A 19,500-nucleotide genomic window follows, 5' to 3' on the forward strand; every position below is an offset into this window, starting at 1 on the left:
AGTGTCAGCCGTCACGCGAACTCTGTCAATGATTGTCAGACGATTCGTACCACCAATTTCTCCCATACCGTAGCCGTATCACCGGCCAGCAGGGCAGCGCCGTCGATCGGGCCGCCCAGCGCGGTCCGCCGGTCGATGAGCGGCGCGATCTCCTGATCCAGCGGATCGAGCAGCGCCGCACCGAGATTGGCCAGTCCGCCGGTGAGCGCGTAGGGGACCGGAGGTTGCAGGCCGGAGCGCGCGATCGCCGCGCGCACGGTGCGGGCCAGTGCGCGTCCGGCCGCGGTCATGACGGCCGCGGCGGTCTCGTCGGTGGCGGCGGCCGCGGCGACGACCGGCGCGAAACGTGCCGCGAGCAGCGCGGGATTCTCGTGTTGCCCGAGGTGCCTGGGCAGTTCGTCGAGTGCCACGCCGAAGCTGTCGATGGCTGCGGCGGCAAGGGCGGTGTGCGGGCCGCGACCGTCGTGCGCGCGCAGCGCCGCGCGCAAACCCTCGGTGCCGATCCAGGCCCCGCCGCCTTCGTCGCCCAGCAGCGGACCCCAGCCGTCGGTCCGGATGAATCGGCCCGCCGCGTCGACCGCGGTGGCCACCGCGCCGGTGCCCGCCGCGAGCACGACGCCCGGTGCGCCGCCGAGCGCGCCGGCGTGCGCGGTGACCGCGTCGGAGGTGACCGCGACGGATCGGGCGCCGGGCAGCTCGGTCAGTGCGTGGGCGAGCAGCCGGGCGGCCTCCGGCGCGGCGAGTCCGCCCGCGGCGCCGACGAGCAGGGCGAAGCCGGTGGCGGGCGGCGTGATCCGGGCGACGACCGCGCGGATCGACTGCTCCGCGGCCGCGACGCCGCCGGCATTGGCCAGGCCCGGCGTGCCGGATCCGGTGGCGGCGCCGATCTCGTGGCCGTCGCGGCGCAGCGAGGCGCGGCAGCCGGTTTTACCGAGATCGATCGCGAGCACAAGGTCGGTCATGCGGACCATCATGCACAGCGGCCGCGGCGGGCGGTCCGTGCCCGACTCGGTAGCGGCCGCGCCCGCAGCGCCGACGCGGACCTGCCGCGTCGGCGCCGCATCGGCGAATTACGGTGTGGAGTAACCGATCAGGGCGCCGATGCCTGCGCCGATCGGGATGGTGACCAGGGCGCCGACACCGCCGAGGAAGAACCCGATCACCGCGCCGATGCCCGCACCGATCAGGGCGCCGATGCCCGCGTTGTACTGCTTGCGCGCGATGGTGTCGTCCGCCTGATCGACGAGCTGGGCCAGGTGCGCGCTGGTTTCCGGGGCGCTGACGGGGGTCAGCGTGACCGTGCGGCCCGCGTCGGCGAGCTCCGGCCGCAGCGCGAACGTCGCGCCGTTGGCGGTGAACGAGGTGGGTAGCGCGGCGACCACGGTGCCCGCGCTGTCGGTCAGCGTGACCGCGGCCCCGTCGTGGGTCAGCGCGAACACGCCCGCGTCGACGGTGGTGCGCACCCCGCGGCCGTCGGTTGTCGTGGTGTATCCGATGCCATGATCAACGCCATACGCGCTGACCTCGGCTGATGGTGTCGAAAGCGGTTCGGCGGCGACGGTGCCCGCGGTGATTCCGGTAGCTCCTACCGCGAGAAGCGCGGTGGCAAATCCTTTGATTTTCATCGTGTTTCCCCACATGTTCTGCTCGGCCACGACAGCCGATAGTTCGGAGTGAAGGCGGATCAGGCCGCTTTTATTCTCGCGCGGGGGTCTGGGCCGAGTGATCGATTCCGCGAATCCCGCGCAACGAAATCCGGCGAATTGCACCGCGAAATCGGCAGGAGCACAGGTGTTCCGGCGCCGATTTCCTGAGTTGCCATGGCATCGCTGGGAACTCGCCGTCAACATCCGGACCGGTTGGTTGTGCTGCGCAGATGCCGCGATGACCACCGAGCGCGGCAGGCGACCCGCAAGATCGCGGCCTGGGTGCTGTTCCGCAAGAAGGACCGGCGGTAAAACGCCCCACCCGCCGCAAGTTGTCGATCTGATGACAGCGCTTGCCGGAATCGCTACTGTCCGAGGACAGTCAAGGCGGATCGTGTCGGCACGCGCTGGTGACCTCACGCGTGTCACGGGTTCCCTCCATTTCTCGACATGGGGAGAAACGCAGTGAGATTCACAAGAGTTGGTGCGTTGACGGCGGCGGTGCTATTGGCCGCGGGCCTCGGACTGTCCGCGTGCTCGTCCGACGAGGACACCGACGCGGGCATCGTGACGACCAATATCACCGAGCCGCAGAACCCGATCGTGCCGACCAGCATGAACGACAACAACGGCAGCCGGATCGCGGACCGGATATTCGCGGGGCTGAAGTATTACGACGCCGACGGTGTGGCGCACAACGACATGGCGCAGTCGATCGAGACGACCGACCGGAAGAATTACAAGATCGTCATCAAGCCGGACTGGAAGTTCACCGACGGCACGCCGGTGACCGCCAAGTCCTACGTCGACGCGTGGAACTACGGCGCGCTCAGTACCAACGCGCAATTGCAGGGCTATGTTTTCGCGCCGATCGTCGGATACGACGACGTGGCCGCGGAAAAGCCCACCGCGCAGACGATGTCGGGCCTGAAGGTGGTCGACGAGCACACCTTCACGGTGGCGCTGACGCGGCCGTCGATCGACTTCGAGCTCGCGCTCGCGTTCACCCCGTTCTATCCGATGCCCGAGGCCGCGTTCAAGGACATGAAGGCCTACGGCGAGAACCCGATCGGCAACGGGCCGTACAAGTTCGCGCGGACCGGCGCGTGGGAGCACAACGTCAAGGTCGACCTGGTCGCGAACCCGGACTACAAGGGCGCTCGCCCGGCCAAGAACAAGGGCATCAGGTTCGTCATGTACCAGTCGTTCGACACCGCCTACGCGGACTTGATCGCGGGCAATCTCGATGCGCTCGACACCATCCCGGACAGCGCGCTGGCCTCCTACAAGCAGGACCTCGGCGATCGCGCGATCACCAAGCCCACGGCACAGAACCAGCACGTGAGCAGCCAATCCAATATCCCGCACCTGTCCGGCGAGGAAGGCGTGCTGCGCCGCAAGGCGCTGTCGATGGCGATCAACCGGGAACAGATCTGCGAGAACATCTTCCACGGCACCCGGGTGCCCTCGCGCGACTTCACCGCGATCACGCTGCCCGGCTTCAACGGCGACCTGCCGGGCGCGGACGTGCTGAAGTTCAACCCGACCGAGGCCAAGAAGCTGTGGGCCCAGGCCGACGCCATGTCGCCGTGGTCGGGCCGCTACGAGATCGCCTACAACTCCGACGGCGGGCACCAGGCCTGGATCGAAGCGGTCGCCAACAGCATCAAGAACACGCTCGGCATCGAGGCGATCGGCGCACCCTATCCGACGTTCAAGGACATCCGGACCGCGATCACGGCGCGGACCATCGGCAAGGCGTTCCGCTACGGCTGGCAGGGTGACTACCCGACCATGCTGCAGTTCCTGACCGCGCAGTACTACACCGGAGCCGGCACCAACAACATCGACTACGCCAACCCCGAATTCGACAAGCTCATCGACGCCGCGCTGGCGGCCGCGTCGCTGGAGGAGTCCTACAAGCTCGTCGGGCAGGCGCAGACCCTGCTGCTGCGCGACATGGCCGACATCCCGGTGCTCGACTACATCGCCACCGCGGGCCTGGGGGAGAAGGTGAAGAAGGCCGAACTCACCTGGAACGGCCAATTCGACTTCGAGAACATCGAGAAATAGCCGCCGGACGGGCCGCGCCGCCGGATAATGTCGGCGCGGCTCTGCCGTCGCTATCCCGCTCCGGGTAGGCTGACGCGTCGGTCGAGCACGTGGCGCACGAGGGTGGTGGCGGAATGAGTGAACGGGTATCGGAATCCGTGACGGAGACAACGACGGTCGCCGTGACCGTCCCCGCGACGCCGGAGCAGCTGACCATGCTGCGCGCGCTCGCCGAGACCGTGCTGCTGATCGCGGACTTCGGGCTGGACGAGGTGACCGATATCCGGCTCGCGCTCGACGAGATCGCGACCGTGCTGCTGCAGGACGCGGTGCCCGGCACGACCATTTCGTGCGCCTTCACCTACCGGGAAGGCGTGCTGAAGGCCGTGATCCAGGCCGTGGGCAGCTCCGAAACCGAGGTCGGGACAGGCAGTTTCGGCTGGCATATCGTGCAGACGCTGACCGACTCGGTCGCCGCGACCCGCGCGCCGTTCGACGCGGTCGTCGGCGGTTATCCGACCGTCGTCGAATTCGTCTGGGCCCGGGGCGAACTCGATGAACAATGAGGCGACCCGGTCCGAGGTGGACCAGCAGCCGCGTCGTCGTGGCGGCGACAGCTACGACAATATCGAGCCGCAGTTCCTGGAGCTGGCCGCGCTCGACCCGGACGACCCCAGACGCGCGGCACTGCGCGAAGAACTGATCGGTCGCTGCCTGCCGCTGGCCGAGCACATCGCCCGCAAGTTCACCGGTCGTGGCGAGAACTTCGACGACCTGTTGCAGATCGCGCGGGTCGGGATGGTCGCCGCGGTGGACCGTTTCGATCCCACCCAGGGTTCGCCGTTCCTGGCGTTCGCCGTGCCCACCATCATGGGCGAGGTGCGCCGGCACTTCCGGGACTACACCTGGTCGGTGCGGGTTCCCCGGCGGCTCAAGGAGATTCAGCAGACCATCGCGCCCGCGATCGAGACCCTCGCGCAGCGCCTGGGCCGGATGCCCAAGGCGCGCGAGATCGCCGAGGAACTCGGCGCCGACCTCGTCGAGGTCACCCAGGCGCTGATCGCGCGCAACGCGTACCAGACCTCTTCGATCGACGTCGGCTCCGACAGCGACGACGAGAACGCCCCGCGCTCACCGCTGGACAGCCTGGGCGCCGAGGAACCGGAGTACCGCACCGTCGAGGACTACCTCGCGGTGAAGCCGCTGATCGCGGCGTTGCCCGAACGGGAACGCCAGGTGCTGGTGATGCGGTTCTTCGAGTCCAAGACCCAGGATCAGATCGCCGCCCACCTGGGCGTATCCCAGATGCAGGTCTCCCGGATCCTCGCCAAAACGCTCAGCACCCTGCGCGAACAAGCCCTGCGCGACTGACGGCGCGCACCGGGCTACGGTGGTGCTCGAGCCGACCGACGATTGGGGTGTGGTGTGACCAGCGACAACGCTACGCGACTCGCGGTGCTGATCGACGCGGACAATGCTCAGCCCGGCATCGCCGACGGGCTGCTCGCCGAGGTGGCCAAGTATGGGACGGCACACGTCAAGCGGGCCTACGGGGACTGGACGAGCACGAACCTCAAAGGCTGGAAGGATCAACTGCTCGCCCAGTCGATCCAGCCGATCCAGCAGTTCGGTTACACCACCGGTAAGAACGCCACCGACTCGGCGATGATCATCGACGCGATGGACCTGCTGTACACCGGCAATCTGGACGGCTTCGTGATCGTCTCCAGCGATAGCGATTTCACGCGTCTGGCCAGTCGAATCCGCGAATCCGGCCTGACCGTCTACGGATTCGGTCAGCACAAGACGCCGAAGCCGTTCGTCGCGGCCTGCGACAAGTTCATCTACACCGAAAACCTCACCGGCACCATCGAGGAGGCCCCGGCGGGTGCTCGGCGTAGCGCGGCCAAGCAGTTCGAAGGCGACGCCAAGCTGATGAACCTGCTGCGCAACGCGGTCGACGCCGCCTCCGACGACTCCGGCTGGGCCACTCTGGCCGGTGTCGGCTCGATCATCAACAAGCAGCGCCCCGACTTCGACCCGCGCACCTACGGCTACCGCAAGTTGGGCGAACTCTTCAGCGCCACCACGCTTTTCGAGTTGGAGACGCGCAGTCCCGGCGAAGGCAAGCAGGCCGTCACCTATGTTCGCGACCTGCGCAGCCTTACGGCGGGCAAGTAGCTCTCACCCGTGATGCATTGACCCCGAACCTGATTCGGTGTGCATGCCGGGCATGTCCATGACCATGGGCGCGGGCTGCTGGCCCGGGGCGAGGACGAGGAATTGGCCCATCATGCCGTGGTCCTCGTGCAGGAGCAGGTGGCAGTGGAACATGTACGGGAAGGTGGGGTCGCTGTGCGTGGCGAAGCGCATGGCCAGGCGATAGACGCGCTGGGGCTCGGTGTAGAGGGTGTCTTTCCAGCCGCCGAGTTCGGGCGGCGGGGCTTGGCCGTCGACGGTGATCACCTGGAATTGGACGTCGTGCACGTGGAAGTTGTGCGGCCAGTTGTCGTTGTTGCGGACCGACCAGACCTGGGTGGTGTCGACCGGAATCGTCAGATCGATGCGGTTCATGTCCATCCGCTGACCATTGATCATGAACCACTTCAGCACGAATTCGTGATCGACCGGGGTGTCCGGGGTGGCGAGCGGTGCCATCGCGGCGAGCGAATCGGCGAGGGGCGCAGATCGTTTCAGGTTTCGACCCGCACGTAGCAGCACGATGTCGAAGGTGTCGTCGAAGCCGAACGCGGCCGCGCGATCGATATCACGGCGCTCGATGATCGGCACCGAACGCAACATGACCTGCTCACCGTCGCGCAGGCCGACGACGATCTCGGCGCGCTCGCCGGGGCTGAGCTGGACGGCGCGCACCGGCACGGGCGCGGCGAGCAGGCCGCCGTCGGAGGCGACGAGCTGGAATTCGCGGTCGTCGGCGAACGCGAGCCGGTAGATACGCCCCGACGACCCGTTGAGCAGCCGCAGGCGGACCCGGTCGGTGCCGACGTCCAGGTGCGCGCCCGCGATGCCGTTGGTGACGATGGTGTCGCCGAGCAGGCCGATATCGGTCGGGTCGGATTCGTCCAGTGCGCCGTCGGCGGTGAAGCGCCGGTCCTGGATGATCAGCGGAATATCGTCGACGCCATAGTCTTTCGGGAGGTCGAGCGCGTCGGAAGGGTCGTCGTCGACCAGGAACAGGCCGGAAAGTCCGCGGTAGACATGCTTTTCGGTGGCGCCGTGCGGATGCGGGTGATACCAGAGGGTCGCGGCCTGCTGATCGATCGTCCACTCCGGCGACCAGCTGCCGCCCGCTTCGATCGTCTGATGCGGGCCGCCGTCGTGCCGGGCGGGCACGTGCATGCCGTGCCAGTGCACGGTGGTCGGCTCGGTGAGGGTGTTGCGCACGGCGAAGGCGACCGTCTCGTGGCGTCGGGCCCGCAGCGTCGGTCCGAGGATCGACCCGTTGTAGCCCCAGGTCGGGGTGCGCTTGCCCGGCAGCATCTCCGAGCGGCCCGCCTGGACGTCGAGCCGGAAGTGCCGGACGCCGGCGGCATCCACCGTCGAGGAGGCCAGCGGCGGGATGGGCAGCGGCCGGGTGGCCGCGGTGGCCGAGCTCGGCGCGCCCGCGGGTCGCGCCGTGCAGGCCGCCGCGAGCGGCAGCACGGCGACTCCGGTGAGGAAGCCTCGTCTCGAGACCACAATTTGCTCCTTGTCGTCGGTATCCGTTCCAGCTTCGATTGCGCACCGATTGCGGAAATCGGCCCGGAAGCCGCTTCTGGCGGCGGCCGACTCCGCCCGCGGGCCCTTGTGCGCGGATCGCCGACGTGCTACCAGCCGAGCGGTTCCGGTCCGTGCACATCGCTCGGACCGGAGGTCTCGGGGGTCGCGAAACCGCAGTCCCTTACCGTGGGACCGTGATGGAGATGGGTTCCCGGCCCGCCGTGCGGTCGGCCGTTCGTGGTCTCCCGCTCGTCGCGGTTCCGCTGCTGCTGGTCGCCAGCACCTTCCCCGGCCAGTACCGGGTGCCCTGGGGTTACTGGGTGTTGGCCATGGTCGCGAGCGGGTTGTTCGTGGTGGGCCGGCGGTGGCCGTTGGCCATGGCGATCGCACTCGCGGCGCTCGCCGTGCCGATGTTCCGGACCGAGGCCTGGGGCCTGTCCGGGCTGGTGCCGTATCTCGGGGCCGTCGCCCTGGTCGAGGCGGTGATGCGGAGCCGGAGCAACAGCCGGGTGGTGCTCGCGGCGGCCTGCTGGGCCTGCGCGGTCCTGCTCGGGCGGTGGGGCAGTCACGACGCGTCCCTCTCGCGGGCCGCGATTCTGGTCGAGGCGGGTACCTATGTCGGCGTGCCGCTGCTGCTCGGCCTGTACCTGCGCGGTCAGCGGGCGCTGGCGGCGAGCCTGCGGCTGCGCGCGGCGGACGCCGAAGCCCGGCGCGCCGATGCCGAACTGCGCACCCGCGCGAACGAGCGCAGCGCGCTGGCCAGGGAGTTACACGATCTGGTCGCCCATCACATGGCCTCGATCGTGCTGCGGGTCGGCATCGCCCGGCACGTCGCACCCGATCTGGACCCGGCCATGACCGCGGTGCTCGACGACGTCCGCGACACCGCCACCGACGCGCTCGCCGACATTCGGCGTCTGCTCGCGGCACTGCGCGATCCGGCGCTCGGCGAGGTCGCGCTCGTGGACGCGGCGGCGGTGCGCACCGAGATCACGGCCGCCGTGCAGCGGGTGCGGGTGGCCGGGTTCACCGTCGACGCGGAGCTGGCGCTCGGTTCGGCGGGCCTGGACGCGATCGGACGGTTGACGCTGCTGCGGCTGGTGCAGGAATCGCTGACCAATGTGATGAAACACGCCGATCCGGCGGTACCGGTCCGGGTCGACGTGCTCGATCGCGACGGTGGGGTGCGGTTGCACGTCGACAGTGGCGGAAAGGGCAGTGCGACAGCGGCTTCGGCGGGCCACGGCATCGTCGGCATGCGCGAGCGAGTGCAGCTCGCGGGCGGCACGCTGGATGTCGGTGCGACCGCGCGGGGTTGGGCGGTGGCCGCCTGGTTGCCCGGCGCCGCCGGCCGAGCGGCGGTCGTGGCGTGATCACCGTGCTGCTGGTCGACGATCAGCGCCTGGTTCGGGCGGGCCTGCGCATGCTGATCGACGCCACTGCCGACCTCGAGGTGATCGGCGAAGCCGCCGACGGTGTCGCGGCCATCCGGGCGGCGGCCGAACTGGCACCCGATTTGATCCTGATGGATCTGCGCATGCCCGGCCTGGACGGTGTCGCCGCGACAGCGCAGATCGTCGGAGCACGCCCCTCGGCGAAAGTGCTGGTGCTCACCACCTTCGGCGACGACGAGCATCTGTTTCCGGCGCTCGCCGCGGGGGCCGCGGGCTATCTGATCAAGGACACCGAGCCGAGCGAGCTGCTCGCGGCCATCCGCCGCACCGCCGACGGCGACCTGCTCTTCTCCCCGAACCTGTTGCGCCGCCTCGTCGATCGCGCCGTGGCCACCCGGCCCGAACCGGAATCACCTGCCGTGCACGCGGAATTGACCTCACGCGAACGGGAGGTGCTGTCCCTGGTCGGTGCGGGCTGGAGCAATCAGGAGATCGCCGACCGCCTGCACCTCGGTGTCACCACCGTGAAAACACACGTCGCGAACCTGATGAGCAAAACCGGCTGCGACAACCGGGTGCGCTTGGCGGTCTACGCGCACAAGCGGAATTGAGGGTCACGGTGGCGGGGTACGGCGGCGCGGCTTGCGGGCGGGCTCGCGTTCGCTGATCGCCTCACCGACCATGGCGCGCACCGCGTCTCGGAGTCCGTAGAGCGGATGGTGGCCGGCGGGCCCCGCGCCCGGGTCCTCGCGGAGTTCCTGCAACAGTGACCAGCACAGCGCGAGCATCACCAGGACGAAGGGGAGCGCCACGAGGATCGTGGCGGTCTGCAAGGCGCTGAGGCCACCCGCGACGAGCAGCACGGCGGCGACCCCGGCCATCAGGATGCCCCAGGTGACCACCAGCCAGGACGGCGGATTGAGCGCCCCGCGGCTGGTCAGCGAACCCATCACGAGCGAGGCGGAATCGGCGCTGGTGATGAAGTAGGTCATCACCAGGATCATCGACACCCAGGAGGTGACCGTGCCCAGGGGCAGCGCGCCCAGCATGTCGAACAGCGAGGCCTGCGCGTCGGCCGCGTTCGCGGTGAGATCCGCGACGCCGGTGCTGCTCAACCGGATCGCACTGCCGCCCATGATGCAGAACCACACCACGGTGACCCCGCTGGGCACCAGCAGCACCCCGATGAGGAACTCCCGGATGGTGCGCCCGCGCGAGATCCGCGCGATGAAGGTGCCGACGAACGGCGCCCAGGACAACCACCAGGCCCAGTAGAAGATGGTCCATTTGCCGAGCCAGGTCGAATCGGCGTAGGCGCCGGTCCTGGTGGCCATCGGCAGCAGGTTGGTCAGATAGTTGCCGATGCTCGACGGAATGCTGTCCAGCACATACACGGTCGGGCCGAGCACGAAGACGAACACCATGAGCAGCGCGGCCAGCGCGATGTTCACCGTGGACAGCCACTTGACGCCCTTGTGCAGACCGGAGAAGGCGGACAGGACGAACGCGGCGCTCAGCGCGCCGATGATGACCAACTGCACGGTCACCGTGTCCGGCGCGTTCGCGGTGAGCTGCAAACCCTTGGCGACCTGGAGCGCGCCGAGCCCGAGGCTGGTCGCGGTGCCGAACACGGTGGCGAACACGGCGAGCAGATCGATCGCCTGTCCGGCCCAGCCCGCGGCCCGGCGGGCACCGAGCAGGGGGACGAACGCGGCGGAGAGCCGGTTGCCGCGCCCCTTCCGAAAACTCGCGTAGGCCAGGGCGAGCCCGACGATGCCGTAGATCGCCCACGGCGTGAGCGTCCAATGGAACAGCGAATACTGCAGGGCGGTACCGGCGGCCGCGGCGGTCTGCGGCGCGATGCCCGTCGACGGCGGCGGCTCGACGAAATGCTGTAGCGGTTCACCGACTCCGTAGAACATCAGGCCGATGCCCATGCCCGCGCTGAACATCATCGCGATCCAGGCGAGGTTGCTGAATTCCGGTTCGGCGTCGTCCTTGCCGAGCCGGATCCGGCCGAACCGGCTGACCGCGATCACCACGCAGAGCACCAGGAAGACGTCGGCGGACACCACGAACAACCAGTCGAAGTTGCCGAGCACCCAGTTCAGTGCGGTCTCGGAGGCGGTGCCGAAACTGTCCTTGCCCAGGGCTGCCCACCCGGCGGCGGCCACCACCGCGGTGACGCCGATGCCGATGAGCCGCAGATCCGGCGTGGTCGAGGTCTTGTCTGTCTCGGTAGCCATCGCGATCAACTATTACGGGTAACCGCCGAATAGCCGAAGGGACGCGCCGCCGTTCACCGTTGTGCGGCGTAGATCTCGAGCTCCCGCAGGTCCGGCCGGGCGGCCGGGTCCTGGGCGGACAGCGTCAGGCGCAGGTAGCGGGTCGTGAGCGGGCGGGTGGGCGCGCCGGTGGCCGGCTCGAGGTCGACCGCGGTCCACGTGTGATTGTCCGGCGAGGCCTCGAAGGTGGCCGCCGGGGCCGGGCCGGACCAGCGCGGAAGTATCCGGCCGACCGGTGTTCCGGCGCCGAGGTCGACGGTGTAGGTGGCCGGTCCGGCGCCCGGCGCCCAGCCGGTGCCGACGCTGCCGTCGACTGCGGCGTCGGCGTAGCGCCCCGGTTCCTCGGCGCTCGCCGTGACGGATTTGCAGCGGGCGAGGTTGTCGGTGGGGGTGCGGTCCGGGCGGCGGGTCGGCAGGGTCAGCGGTTCGTCCCGGCTGACCGTCGCGACGCCGGTCGGCGTGCGGACCTGCATGGCCGCACCGTCTTTCAGGATGATCCTGGTCTGGTCCGGTCCCAGTTCGGCGTCGAAGGTCCGGCCCTGCCAGCGCATTCCGCGCAGGTGCAGGCCGGTGCTCAGCTCCGGCGGCAGCATCGGATCGACCCGTATCTCGTCGGCGCGCTGGCGCAGGCCGAGCAAGCCGTTGGTGAAGGTCTGCAGGAAACCGCCCGCGGCCGTGCCGAAGGTGAAGGCGGGCGCGCCCGCCAGTGCGTCCTTGACCCCTACCTTGTTGCCGCGCGCCTCGGCGAACTGCCCGAACGGCGCGCGCATGAACGGGCGCACCGCGCGTTCGAGGTAGGTGTTGGTGGTGCAGCCGGGCGTGCCGATGGTCGCGGCGTCGATGGCGTGCACCGAATCGGTCATCGCGGGACCGTCGGGATCGGTGTGCTCGGCGTAATACTCCAAGGTCCTGGCCGAAACCTCCGGTGGCATAGGCCATTCGAGCGGGTAGACGAGCAGGACGGTGTCCGCCTGTTTGATCGGTGTGCCCGCGTAGCCGTCGTACTGGGCGAAGATCTGCCGTTCGGCGTCGAACGGCATGCGCAGCCGATCGGCGATGGCCACCCATTCGGGCGGGGCGGGCGCGCCGACGAGCTGCGCGGCGCTGGTCGCATGGCGCAGCGCCAGTGCCGCCACCGCGTTGGTGTAGGCGCCGTCGCGCACGCCGTTGCTGTATTCGTCCGGGCCCGCGACGTTTTCGATCGAATAGCTGCCGTCGTCGTTCGGTGTCACCCGGGAAGCCCAGAACTCGGCGAGGTTGCGCAGGATCGGCCAGCCACGCTCGCGCAGATAGCCGGTATCGGCGGTGGCCAGGTAGTACTGCCAGGCCGCGAGCGAGATATCGCCTTGCAGGTGGATCTGGGTCAGGCAGTGCGGCGGATCCCAGCTGTGGCATTCGGCCAGCGCGCCCCGGCTCGCGCTGGTCCAGGGATAGAACGCGCCGCGCAAGCCCAGCTGCGCGGCGTTGGCCTGCGCGGCGGGCAGCGTCTTGTAGCGGTACTCCACCACGGATCTCGCGAGTTCGGGCGCGAATTGCAGCAGGGCCGGGAACATCCAGATATCGGCGTCCCAGAACACCGCGCCCGCGTAGTTGTCGCTGCTCAGCCCGACCGGTGAGAGGCTGTTGTCCTGTTCGGGATTCGTGCCGGAGTACAGCGAATAGAGCGCGCCCCGCACCCAGTTCTGCAACTCGGGGGCGTCGGGTGTCTCGATATCACCGCGCCACAGCGCGCGCCAGACCGCGGCCGTACCGGCCAGCAGCTCCGGCCAGCCCTTGTCCGCGGCACGCTGTGCGGCGGCGCGCGCCGCGGCGGCGGGCTCGGGGGCGGTGAGCTGGGTGTCGACGCCGACGAATTTGGTTATCGCATAAGACTTCCCGGCTTCGACCGGGAACTTGCTCTGCTGTTCGGCGGTGAGTTCGCGGGCCGGTCCGGGCCGCACGGGATGCCCGGTGCGCAACACCGAGGCGACCTCGCCCGGAACGCCGGTGCCCTCGGTGCGGAAACCGACGCCGATCCCGTCGCCGCGCGGGCCGGCGTCGACCGGGGTGAGCCTGCGCGCTCCGGCGCCGTCGAGGCGATCGGTCACCGTGAGTTCGCCGGACCAGTGCGGCACCACGGTCAGCCGGACCGCGCCGACATGCTGGTCGGCGCGGTCGGCGAACACCTCGTACACCAGGTCGGTGGCCTTGCCGTCGGTGCCGGTCCAGGTCAGCGTCGTGCGCACCAGCCCGCAGCGCAGATAGCGCGACTGCGCGAACTTCGTGATCTGCGCGGCGGGCGTCGCGGTGGAGAAGGTGTCGGCACCGGCGCCGACGGTGAGCGTGGACCAGTTCGGGAGCGCCGCGGCGACTTCCCTATCGTCGGCCAGACCCGGTGTGTGCCCGTACAACCCGGCCACGAAGGCGCCGTCGTAGCGCGGCGTGTACAGCGGCCAGCCGGACGGCTCACCGGTGAGCGCGTAGCCGGTGCCGCGGGGCGGGACACGCAGCCCGAGATAGCCGTTGCCGACGAACGGATGTTGGTCGAACGCGGCGTCCACGTCGGTGTTCGAGGACATCCAGCCGGGATCGGACGAGGCCGGGTCCTCGGGACACACGTGCGCGGCGTCGGCCTCCCCGGTGTGCCGGACGGCGTAGAGCACACCGCAGGCCACGAGAATCACTGCGGCGACGAACGCGGTGGCGATCAGGAACCTGGTGCGCGAAGCCAAACCGTACCTCCATGTACTGCATGGATGATCGTGTGGTGCTCAGCGATACGGGGCCATCCTATGTCCGGCGTCGCGTTCGGGCAGCAGTCGTCGCGGCTCTGGCCGAGCGGCGGTTCAGGGGTCGCGGTAGTGGCGTCCGGGTCGAAGCCGCCGGGGATCTCATAGATCACGCCGGTGAACGTGGCCCCGAACAGCCGGCCCGCCGAGAAGCCCGTCGGGCCGCGGCCGTAGGTGAGCACACTGGTCAGCGGATTGCCGCCGCCGAGCACGCAGTATTGATTCGGCGCGTCGATGCGGATCACCTGTCCTGCGGTGTTCAGCGGAACCACCGGCCGGTCCAGCGAATCCAAGGTCAGCCCGTCCGGCGCGGCGAGCGCGTCGGCGCCGCCCAGGTCGAGCAGCGACTGGGGTGCGCCCGGGTTCGCCGTCGGAATCCGGCTCACCCCCGGGTCGGCGAATGTCCTTCCTATGTACAAGTATTCGTCGTCTTTGCCGAGCACCGCGCCGTTCGCGCTCGGGAACGCCGCCCAATCGGCCTGCACCACGCGGTTCGGATACACCCGCCCGATCAGCGCACCGAAATCGTTGGTGGCGTAGACCGTTCCGTCCTGCGCGACGTCCATCCCGTTGGCCGCGCTGAGTCCGGCCGCGAACGGGGTAAGCGCGCCGGTGTCCGGATCGAGTTCGACGATGCCCGCCTGCCGCAGCGCGTCGCCCGCGAACACGCGGGCGTCCGCGCCGTAGCCGACGAGCAGTGTGCCTTGCGGTGTCCAGGCCAGCGCGCCCCCGCCGCCGCTCGGCACGGTCGCGATCGGCACCGGGACCGCACCCGGAGCATCTATGCGGTAGACCCGGCCGGTCGCCAGGTCGGTGGTGTACGCCCGGCCGCGCGCGTCGACGGTCAGCCCCTCCAGCGCGCCGGGCAGCGCCGCGGCGGGAATGGTCGGTTGCCCGGCACCCGCGCACACCGGTGCGGCCTGGGCCGCGGGCGCGGCCACGGCGGACACCGTCGCGAACGCCAACGCCGCCAATACCGTTGCCGCCTTGCGCAGTTCACTCATGACTGCACCTCGCTGGCGCTCGGTTCCGTCATGCGCGAGGCACGCTGTGACATGATTCGCTCACTCATGGTTTCCCTTTCCCGACGGGTGCGCCGATGGTGAACCGTTTCCGGCAGCGGCGGCCTGGTGCGTCGCCCGCCGGTCGCGGCGGCGACTCGTGCGGTATGCCCATGGCACAGCGCAGTATGCCTCGGCGGACCCGAAATCGGCGGCGATGTCGGTGGCGGTGGCGTGCCAGGTCCGGTTTACCCTTTTCTGAGGCCGGATGGGCGGCGACCAGGTGCGTCGCGCCCGGCGTGTGAAGGGACTGGTGCGATATGACCGACGACGTGGCGACCCCGCCGTTCACCGAAATCATCAACGGAGCGCTGGAATTCACCATTCCGGTCGCGCACCGGATGGGTATCACGGCGGCCGAGGTGCGCCGCGGCTTCGCCGCGACGACGGTGCCGGTCGAGGGCAACGGCAACCACTTCGGGGCGATGTACGCCGGGGTGCTCTTCACGGTCGCCGAGATCCTCGGCGGTGCGATCGCCATCGCGACCTTCGACAACTCCGCGTACTACCCGCTGGTGAAGGACCTGCACGTGTACTTCCGCAAGCCGGCCAAGACCGATGTGCGCGCCGAAGCGACCCTGTCCGACGCGGAGATCGCCCGGATCGAGGCCGAGGCCGCCGCGAACGGGAAGTCCGACTTCACGCTGCGGGCCGTGGTCACCGACGCCGCCGGGGTGGTCGTCGCGGAAACCGAAGGTCTCTACCAGTTGCGCGCCCACGGCAAGTAGGGGCGTCGGCGTGGCGGCGTCCCGCTGACCGGGACTCGGCACCGGACGTTGCGAGCGGAAACACAATTTCGCTGTGATCTCGGGCACATAACGTAACGATAACTGAACGCTCGTATGACCCTTTCCGGCTGCTCGGAACGGGAAATAGCAATGCCCTCTCAGTTTGTGTCGACAATTCGTCCGTGATCACCGCGTGATTTGCAGCGAATTCTTCGCTACCGTCGCCGAAGCCCGATCGAAGACGGGCTCGAACTCGGACCGCTGAACGCCGGTAACCCTGTCCCACGGTCCGAGGATCCCCGACCTACCTGGGGGCAGGGACGCGACCTCGACGGTCGTGCCGGTGGGCGCAGGCAGGAAACTCCTATGTCGCTCAACAGCAAGTTCAGCGCTCGTGCCCTCGGCCTCACCGCCGCGCTCGGCGCTTTCGTCGTCGTCCCGTTCGGCCTGTCCACCGCCACCGCGTCCGCGCACAACTGGGATGCGGTCGCGCAGTGCGAGAGCGGTGGCAACTGGGCCATCGAGACCGGTAACGGTTTCTCCGGCGGGCTGCAGTTCACCCAGAGCACCTGGGAGGCCAACGGCGGTGTCGGCCGGCCGAGCAACGCGAGCCGGGCCGAGCAGATCCGGGTCGCCGAGAACGTGCTCGCCACCCAGGGCGCCGGCGCCTGGCCGGTCTGCGGCGCCCACCTCTGACGCCGATCGGCGCCTGCCGCGAAACGCGGTAGGCGCCGGGCTATTTCGGGGCGATTGCGTCACCCGGGGAAAGCGTCGAGTTTTCCGATGATATCCCTGGCGCTGCGCTGTTTCGCGTGACATCGAATGAAGGTGTGCGCAGCGAGCATTCAGATATTTCGTCCTATCTTTCGGAACTAGAACACGTTTCGGTCTCGGGCCGGGAAATGCCTGCGCGTGGTGATACCCATCACTACCCTGTTGCCACCCGGCTCCCTCGGTGCTGGATCGCCGTAGATCCAGCCGAGATGCCGTGGTCAGAAAGGCATCTCGACCATGAGTTCGACCCGGACCGCAGCCCCACCGACGCTTCTCACCGGGCTGTGGCAGCGCAAGCTACCGCACTATCCCGACACCCCCGCCCGCTCCTGGTACCTGACGGTCGTCGTCGTCACCTCGATCGCGCTCTACTACCAGTTGTTCGTCACCGGCGCGGTGGGCAACGAACTGATCGCCTACTTCGAGCTGTCGTTCGCCTACTTCGTCTGGATCTTCATCATCGGCGCGGCCTTCGGCGCCGTGGCCTCGGTGCTGGCCGGGGTGCTCGACCGCTGGGGGCGCGCGAACATCGTCGCCTACGGCGTGGTGATCTGCTCGCTGCTGACGTTGTTCGCGGTGCCCGCGACCACGACGAAGGAGCAGTACCTCTTCGTCTACTGCGTGGTGAGCATCGTCGAGGGCGCGGTGCTGGTGGCCACGCCCGCGCTCATCCGGGACTTCTCGCCGCAGCTCGGCCGGGCCTCGGCGATGGGCTTCTGGACCCTCGGTCCGGTGATCGGCGCGCTGGTCACCACCGGCATCTCCACCAGGACGTTGGACGCGCACCCGGATTGGCAGTATCACTACCGGCTCTGCGGCGTGATCTGTCTGGTCATCGCGGTGTTCGCGGTGGTCGGCCTGCGGGAACTCAGCCCGCCGCTGCGCGACCAGATCATGGTGTCGCTGCGCGACCGGGCGCTCATCGAGGCGCGGGCGCGCGGGTTGGACGTGCGCAAACTCGAGCAGGGACAGTGGCGCCAGATGCTGCACCTGGACATCGTCGGTTCGGCGTTCGGGATCAGCCTGTTCCTGGCGTTCTTCTACACGATCGTGTCGTTCCTGACCGTCTATATGGCGACCAACTTCGGCTTCAGCCCGGCCAAGGCGAACGCACTGGGCAACTGGTACTGGACCGCCAACGCGGTGGCGCTGGTACTGGCCGGGCTCGCCTCGGACTATCTCAAGGTGCGCAAGCCGTTCATGATCATCGGCGCGGTGCTCAGCATCGTCGGCATGTACCTGTTCATCGGGTACACCGACGACCCGGACACCGGCTATTACACCTTCGCCTGGGTGTTCGCCCTGATCGCGATCGGGACGGGCATCGCCTACTCCACCTGGATGGCGAGCTTCACCGAGACGGTCGAGCAGCGCAACCCCGCGGCGACCGCGGTGGGCCTCGCGGTCTGGGGCGGGACGCTGCGCGGCGTGGTCACCGTGGTGCTGTTCGGGCTGCTCGTGGTGGTGAACGCGGCGGGGCCGCTGGTCAACCACGGTCCGCGGTTGCACGAGATACAGACGCGCTACGGTCCCCAGCTCGCCACGATCCAGCAGGTGGGGCCGGAAACCCTGGCGGCACTGGGCAAAGACCCGAACGACCAGGCGGCCCAGCTGGCGGCGCTGACGAAGCTGACCGGGGCCACCCCCGCCGAGATCCAGGCGGCGTTCGCGCTCAACGCCCGCTACCCGGACGAACTGGCGACGCTGCAGGCGATCGAACCCGCCACCCAGGCCGCACTCGCCGCGAACCCCGCCGACGCCAACGCGGGACTCGCGGCCGTGGGTCAGGTCGCACGGAAGTTCGGTATCCCGCCGGATCAGGCGATCGCCCGGCTCACCGCGGTCCAGCAGATCCCGCCCGCCGAACTGGCCGGCGCGACCACCGTGGGCCCGAAGCTGATCCAGGCCCGGGCGCAGTTGGAGACGGTCGGCACCATTCCCGCCGCCGACCAGGCGTACCTGGCTGCGCACGGGAAAGAGGTGCAGCAGGCCAGGGCCGATTCGCCGGAGCAGTGGGCCCGCTGGTGGTGGATCTGCCTGCTCGCGCAGGTCGCGTTCCTGCCGTTCGTCTTCCTGATGGCCGGGCACTGGTCACCGCGGCGGGCCGCGGCCGCCGCCGCCGAGCACGACCGGGTGGTCCAGCGTGAGCTGGCGGAACTGACGCCGGTGCCGACCGCGCGCTAGCGGCTATTCGACGCCGAGGGTGACCTCGGTCGATTTGACCAGCACCTTGACCCGGGCGCCGTCGGTGAGCGCCAGATCGTCGACGGCGTCCCGGGTGATCGAGGAGGTGATCTCGTCGCCGCCCGCGAGTCGGACCCGGACCACGGCCATGGCCTCGCCCCGGGTGATCGAGATGACCGTGCCGTCCAGCTGGTTACGGGTGCTCAGTCGCATGCGGGCGAGCATACGCACCGCGAGCACGCCCGCCGCGGATCTCGAGCCCGGTGTCTAGCGCGCAATCGCGGACGGCAACGGGTGGTCCGGCTCCAAGGCGGGGAGGCCGTCGATGCTGGTCGCGTTGTCGCCCGCGATGCGCTTGGCGAAGTCGTCGTCGCCGCGGCGGTCGTGCAGCGCGTCGAGCACCGGGCGCTCGTCGACGAGTTCGAGATAGGGGACCGAATACCCGCAGGAGTCGGCGATCCGGTCGATGCTGACCACGATGACACCGCGCAGGCCCGGATGCTGGAGCCCGAAATGCGGCCGCAGCGTGTCGAATTCGGCGGAGTCGGGCCGGACGAGACGACCGGTGCCGAAGAGCCGCAGGATCTTCGAGGTGCGGGTGAACGAGCAGAACATGATGGTGATCCGGCCGTTGTCGCGCAGGTGCGCGATGGTCTCCGCGCCACTGCCGTAGAGATCGAGGTAGGCGAAGGTGTGCTCGTCGAGCACCGCGAAGGTGTCGCGATAACCCTTGGGGGACAGGTTCACCCGGCCGCCCTCGGACGGTGCGGTGGCCACGAAGAACATCGATTGCTCGCCGATGAACTTGCGGAGCGCGTCATCGAGATGTGCGAAGACCTTCGCCATCGGGGCCCCTTCCCATGTCGTCCCACGATCGGACACGATGAG

At 69.0% G+C, this 19,500-nt stretch carries 16 protein-coding genes and 1 pseudogene; 9 read left to right on the top strand and 8 right to left on the bottom strand.

Annotated elements, in window-relative coordinates:
• Nucleotides 1-35: 35 nt before the first annotated feature.
• Nucleotides 36-962 carry an N-acetylglucosamine kinase gene (locus tag NVU01S_RS15125; RefSeq protein WP_043677258.1) on the bottom strand — a complete coding sequence of 309 codons (927 nt, stop codon included), beginning with the start codon at nucleotides 960-962 and terminating at the stop codon, nucleotides 36-38.
• 108 nt (nucleotides 963-1,070) lie between these two features.
• Nucleotides 1,071-1,625 (bottom strand): DUF8020 domain-containing protein, encoded by a 555-nt coding sequence (locus NVU01S_RS15130; protein WP_043677260.1) that lies wholly within the window; start codon nucleotides 1,623-1,625, stop codon nucleotides 1,071-1,073.
• A gap of 471 nt (nucleotides 1,626-2,096) precedes the next feature.
• Between NVU01S_RS15130 and NVU01S_RS15135 the strand changes: the two genes are divergently transcribed.
• The 4 genes from NVU01S_RS15135 to NVU01S_RS15150 all read left to right on the top strand — a co-directional run bounded on the left by NVU01S_RS15135 (nucleotide 2,097) and on the right by NVU01S_RS15150 (nucleotide 5,879).
• Nucleotides 2,097-3,719, top strand: a complete 1,623-nt coding sequence (locus NVU01S_RS15135) for a peptide ABC transporter substrate-binding protein (RefSeq protein ID WP_043677226.1) — start codon at nucleotides 2,097-2,099, stop codon at nucleotides 3,717-3,719.
• Nucleotides 3,720-3,832: 113 nt separating this feature from the next.
• A complete protein-coding gene (locus NVU01S_RS15140) occupies nucleotides 3,833-4,264 on the top strand; it encodes an ATP-binding protein (protein WP_052281040.1) in 432 nt (143 codons plus the stop codon).
• Entirely contained in the window at nucleotides 4,254-5,069 is an 816-nt protein-coding gene (locus NVU01S_RS15145) for an RNA polymerase sigma factor SigF (protein WP_043677229.1), read from the top strand. Before NVU01S_RS15140 ends, NVU01S_RS15145 begins: the two co-directional genes overlap by 11 nt.
• Nucleotides 5,070-5,123: 54 nt before the next feature.
• A complete protein-coding gene (locus NVU01S_RS15150) occupies nucleotides 5,124-5,879 on the top strand; it encodes an NYN domain-containing protein (RefSeq protein ID WP_042256748.1) in 756 nt (251 codons plus the stop codon).
• Between the two features lie 3 nt (nucleotides 5,880-5,882).
• On the opposite strand, the gene NVU01S_RS15155 is transcribed toward NVU01S_RS15150, so the two are convergent.
• Nucleotides 5,883-7,397: a multicopper oxidase family protein gene (locus NVU01S_RS15155; RefSeq protein ID WP_043677232.1), complete on the bottom strand. Its 1,515-nt coding sequence runs from the start codon at nucleotides 7,395-7,397 to the stop codon at nucleotides 5,883-5,885.
• Between the two features lie 218 nt (nucleotides 7,398-7,615).
• Between NVU01S_RS15155 and NVU01S_RS15160 the strand changes: the two genes are divergently transcribed.
• Nucleotides 7,616-8,791: a sensor histidine kinase gene (locus NVU01S_RS15160; RefSeq protein ID WP_043677234.1), complete on the top strand. Its 1,176-nt coding sequence runs from the start codon at nucleotides 7,616-7,618 to the stop codon at nucleotides 8,789-8,791.
• A complete protein-coding gene (locus NVU01S_RS15165; protein WP_063048130.1) occupies nucleotides 8,788-9,423 on the top strand; it encodes a response regulator in 636 nt (211 codons plus the stop codon). Before NVU01S_RS15160 ends, NVU01S_RS15165 begins: the two co-directional genes overlap by 4 nt.
• A 3-nt stretch (nucleotides 9,424-9,426) precedes the next feature.
• Here NVU01S_RS15165 and NVU01S_RS15170 read toward each other — a convergent pair whose 3' ends face one another.
• Genes NVU01S_RS15170 through NVU01S_RS15180 form a run of 3 tightly spaced genes read right to left on the bottom strand, consistent with a single transcriptional unit; the run spans nucleotide 9,427 to nucleotide 14,869 of the window.
• Complete coding sequence (locus NVU01S_RS15170) at nucleotides 9,427-11,058, bottom strand: BCCT family transporter (protein WP_043681914.1); 1,632 nt, start codon at nucleotides 11,056-11,058, stop codon at nucleotides 9,427-9,429.
• 53 nt (nucleotides 11,059-11,111) lie between these two features.
• Entirely contained in the window at nucleotides 11,112-13,808 is a 2,697-nt protein-coding gene (locus tag NVU01S_RS15175; RefSeq protein WP_043681854.1) for a glycosyl hydrolase family 65 domain-containing protein, read from the bottom strand.
• Nucleotides 13,784-14,869, bottom strand: coding sequence for an SMP-30/gluconolactonase/LRE family protein (locus NVU01S_RS15180; protein WP_244467542.1), 1,086 nt, complete (start codon nucleotides 14,867-14,869; stop codon nucleotides 13,784-13,786). The genes NVU01S_RS15175 and NVU01S_RS15180 overlap by 25 nt, the downstream gene beginning before the upstream one ends.
• A gap of 317 nt (nucleotides 14,870-15,186) precedes the next feature.
• On the opposite strand from NVU01S_RS15180, the gene NVU01S_RS15185 reads away from it, so the two are divergent.
• The 3 genes and pseudogenes from NVU01S_RS15185 to NVU01S_RS15195 all read left to right on the top strand — a co-directional run bounded on the left by NVU01S_RS15185 (nucleotide 15,187) and on the right by NVU01S_RS15195 (nucleotide 18,612).
• Nucleotides 15,187-15,654, top strand: a complete 468-nt coding sequence (locus NVU01S_RS15185; protein WP_043681857.1) for a PaaI family thioesterase — start codon at nucleotides 15,187-15,189, stop codon at nucleotides 15,652-15,654.
• Nucleotides 15,655-16,020: 366 nt separating this feature from the next.
• Nucleotides 16,021-16,347 (top strand): annotated as a pseudogene (locus NVU01S_RS45235) (transglycosylase family protein); the annotation flags it as partial.
• Nucleotides 16,348-16,665: 318 nt separating this feature from the next.
• The gene (locus tag NVU01S_RS15195; protein WP_043681860.1) at nucleotides 16,666-18,612 is read left to right on the top strand and encodes an MFS transporter; all 1,947 of its coding nucleotides are present in this window, start codon (nucleotides 16,666-16,668) and stop codon (nucleotides 18,610-18,612) included.
• Between the two features lie 3 nt (nucleotides 18,613-18,615).
• Here the strand turns inward: NVU01S_RS15195 and NVU01S_RS15200 are convergent, their stop codons facing one another.
• Together NVU01S_RS15200 and NVU01S_RS15205 are read right to left on the bottom strand one after the other, a co-directional pair.
• Entirely contained in the window at nucleotides 18,616-18,825 is a 210-nt protein-coding gene (locus NVU01S_RS15200) for a TOBE domain-containing protein (protein WP_041564666.1), read from the bottom strand.
• A 54-nt stretch (nucleotides 18,826-18,879) separates the two neighbouring features.
• Complete coding sequence (locus NVU01S_RS15205; protein WP_043681863.1) at nucleotides 18,880-19,458, bottom strand: pyridoxamine 5'-phosphate oxidase family protein; 579 nt, start codon at nucleotides 19,456-19,458, stop codon at nucleotides 18,880-18,882.
• Between the last annotated feature and the right edge of the window lie 42 nt (nucleotides 19,459-19,500).

The sequence above is a fragment of the Nocardia vulneris genome, assembly GCF_001613425.1.
GTDB lineage: Bacteria > Actinomycetota > Actinomycetes > Mycobacteriales > Mycobacteriaceae > Nocardia > Nocardia vulneris.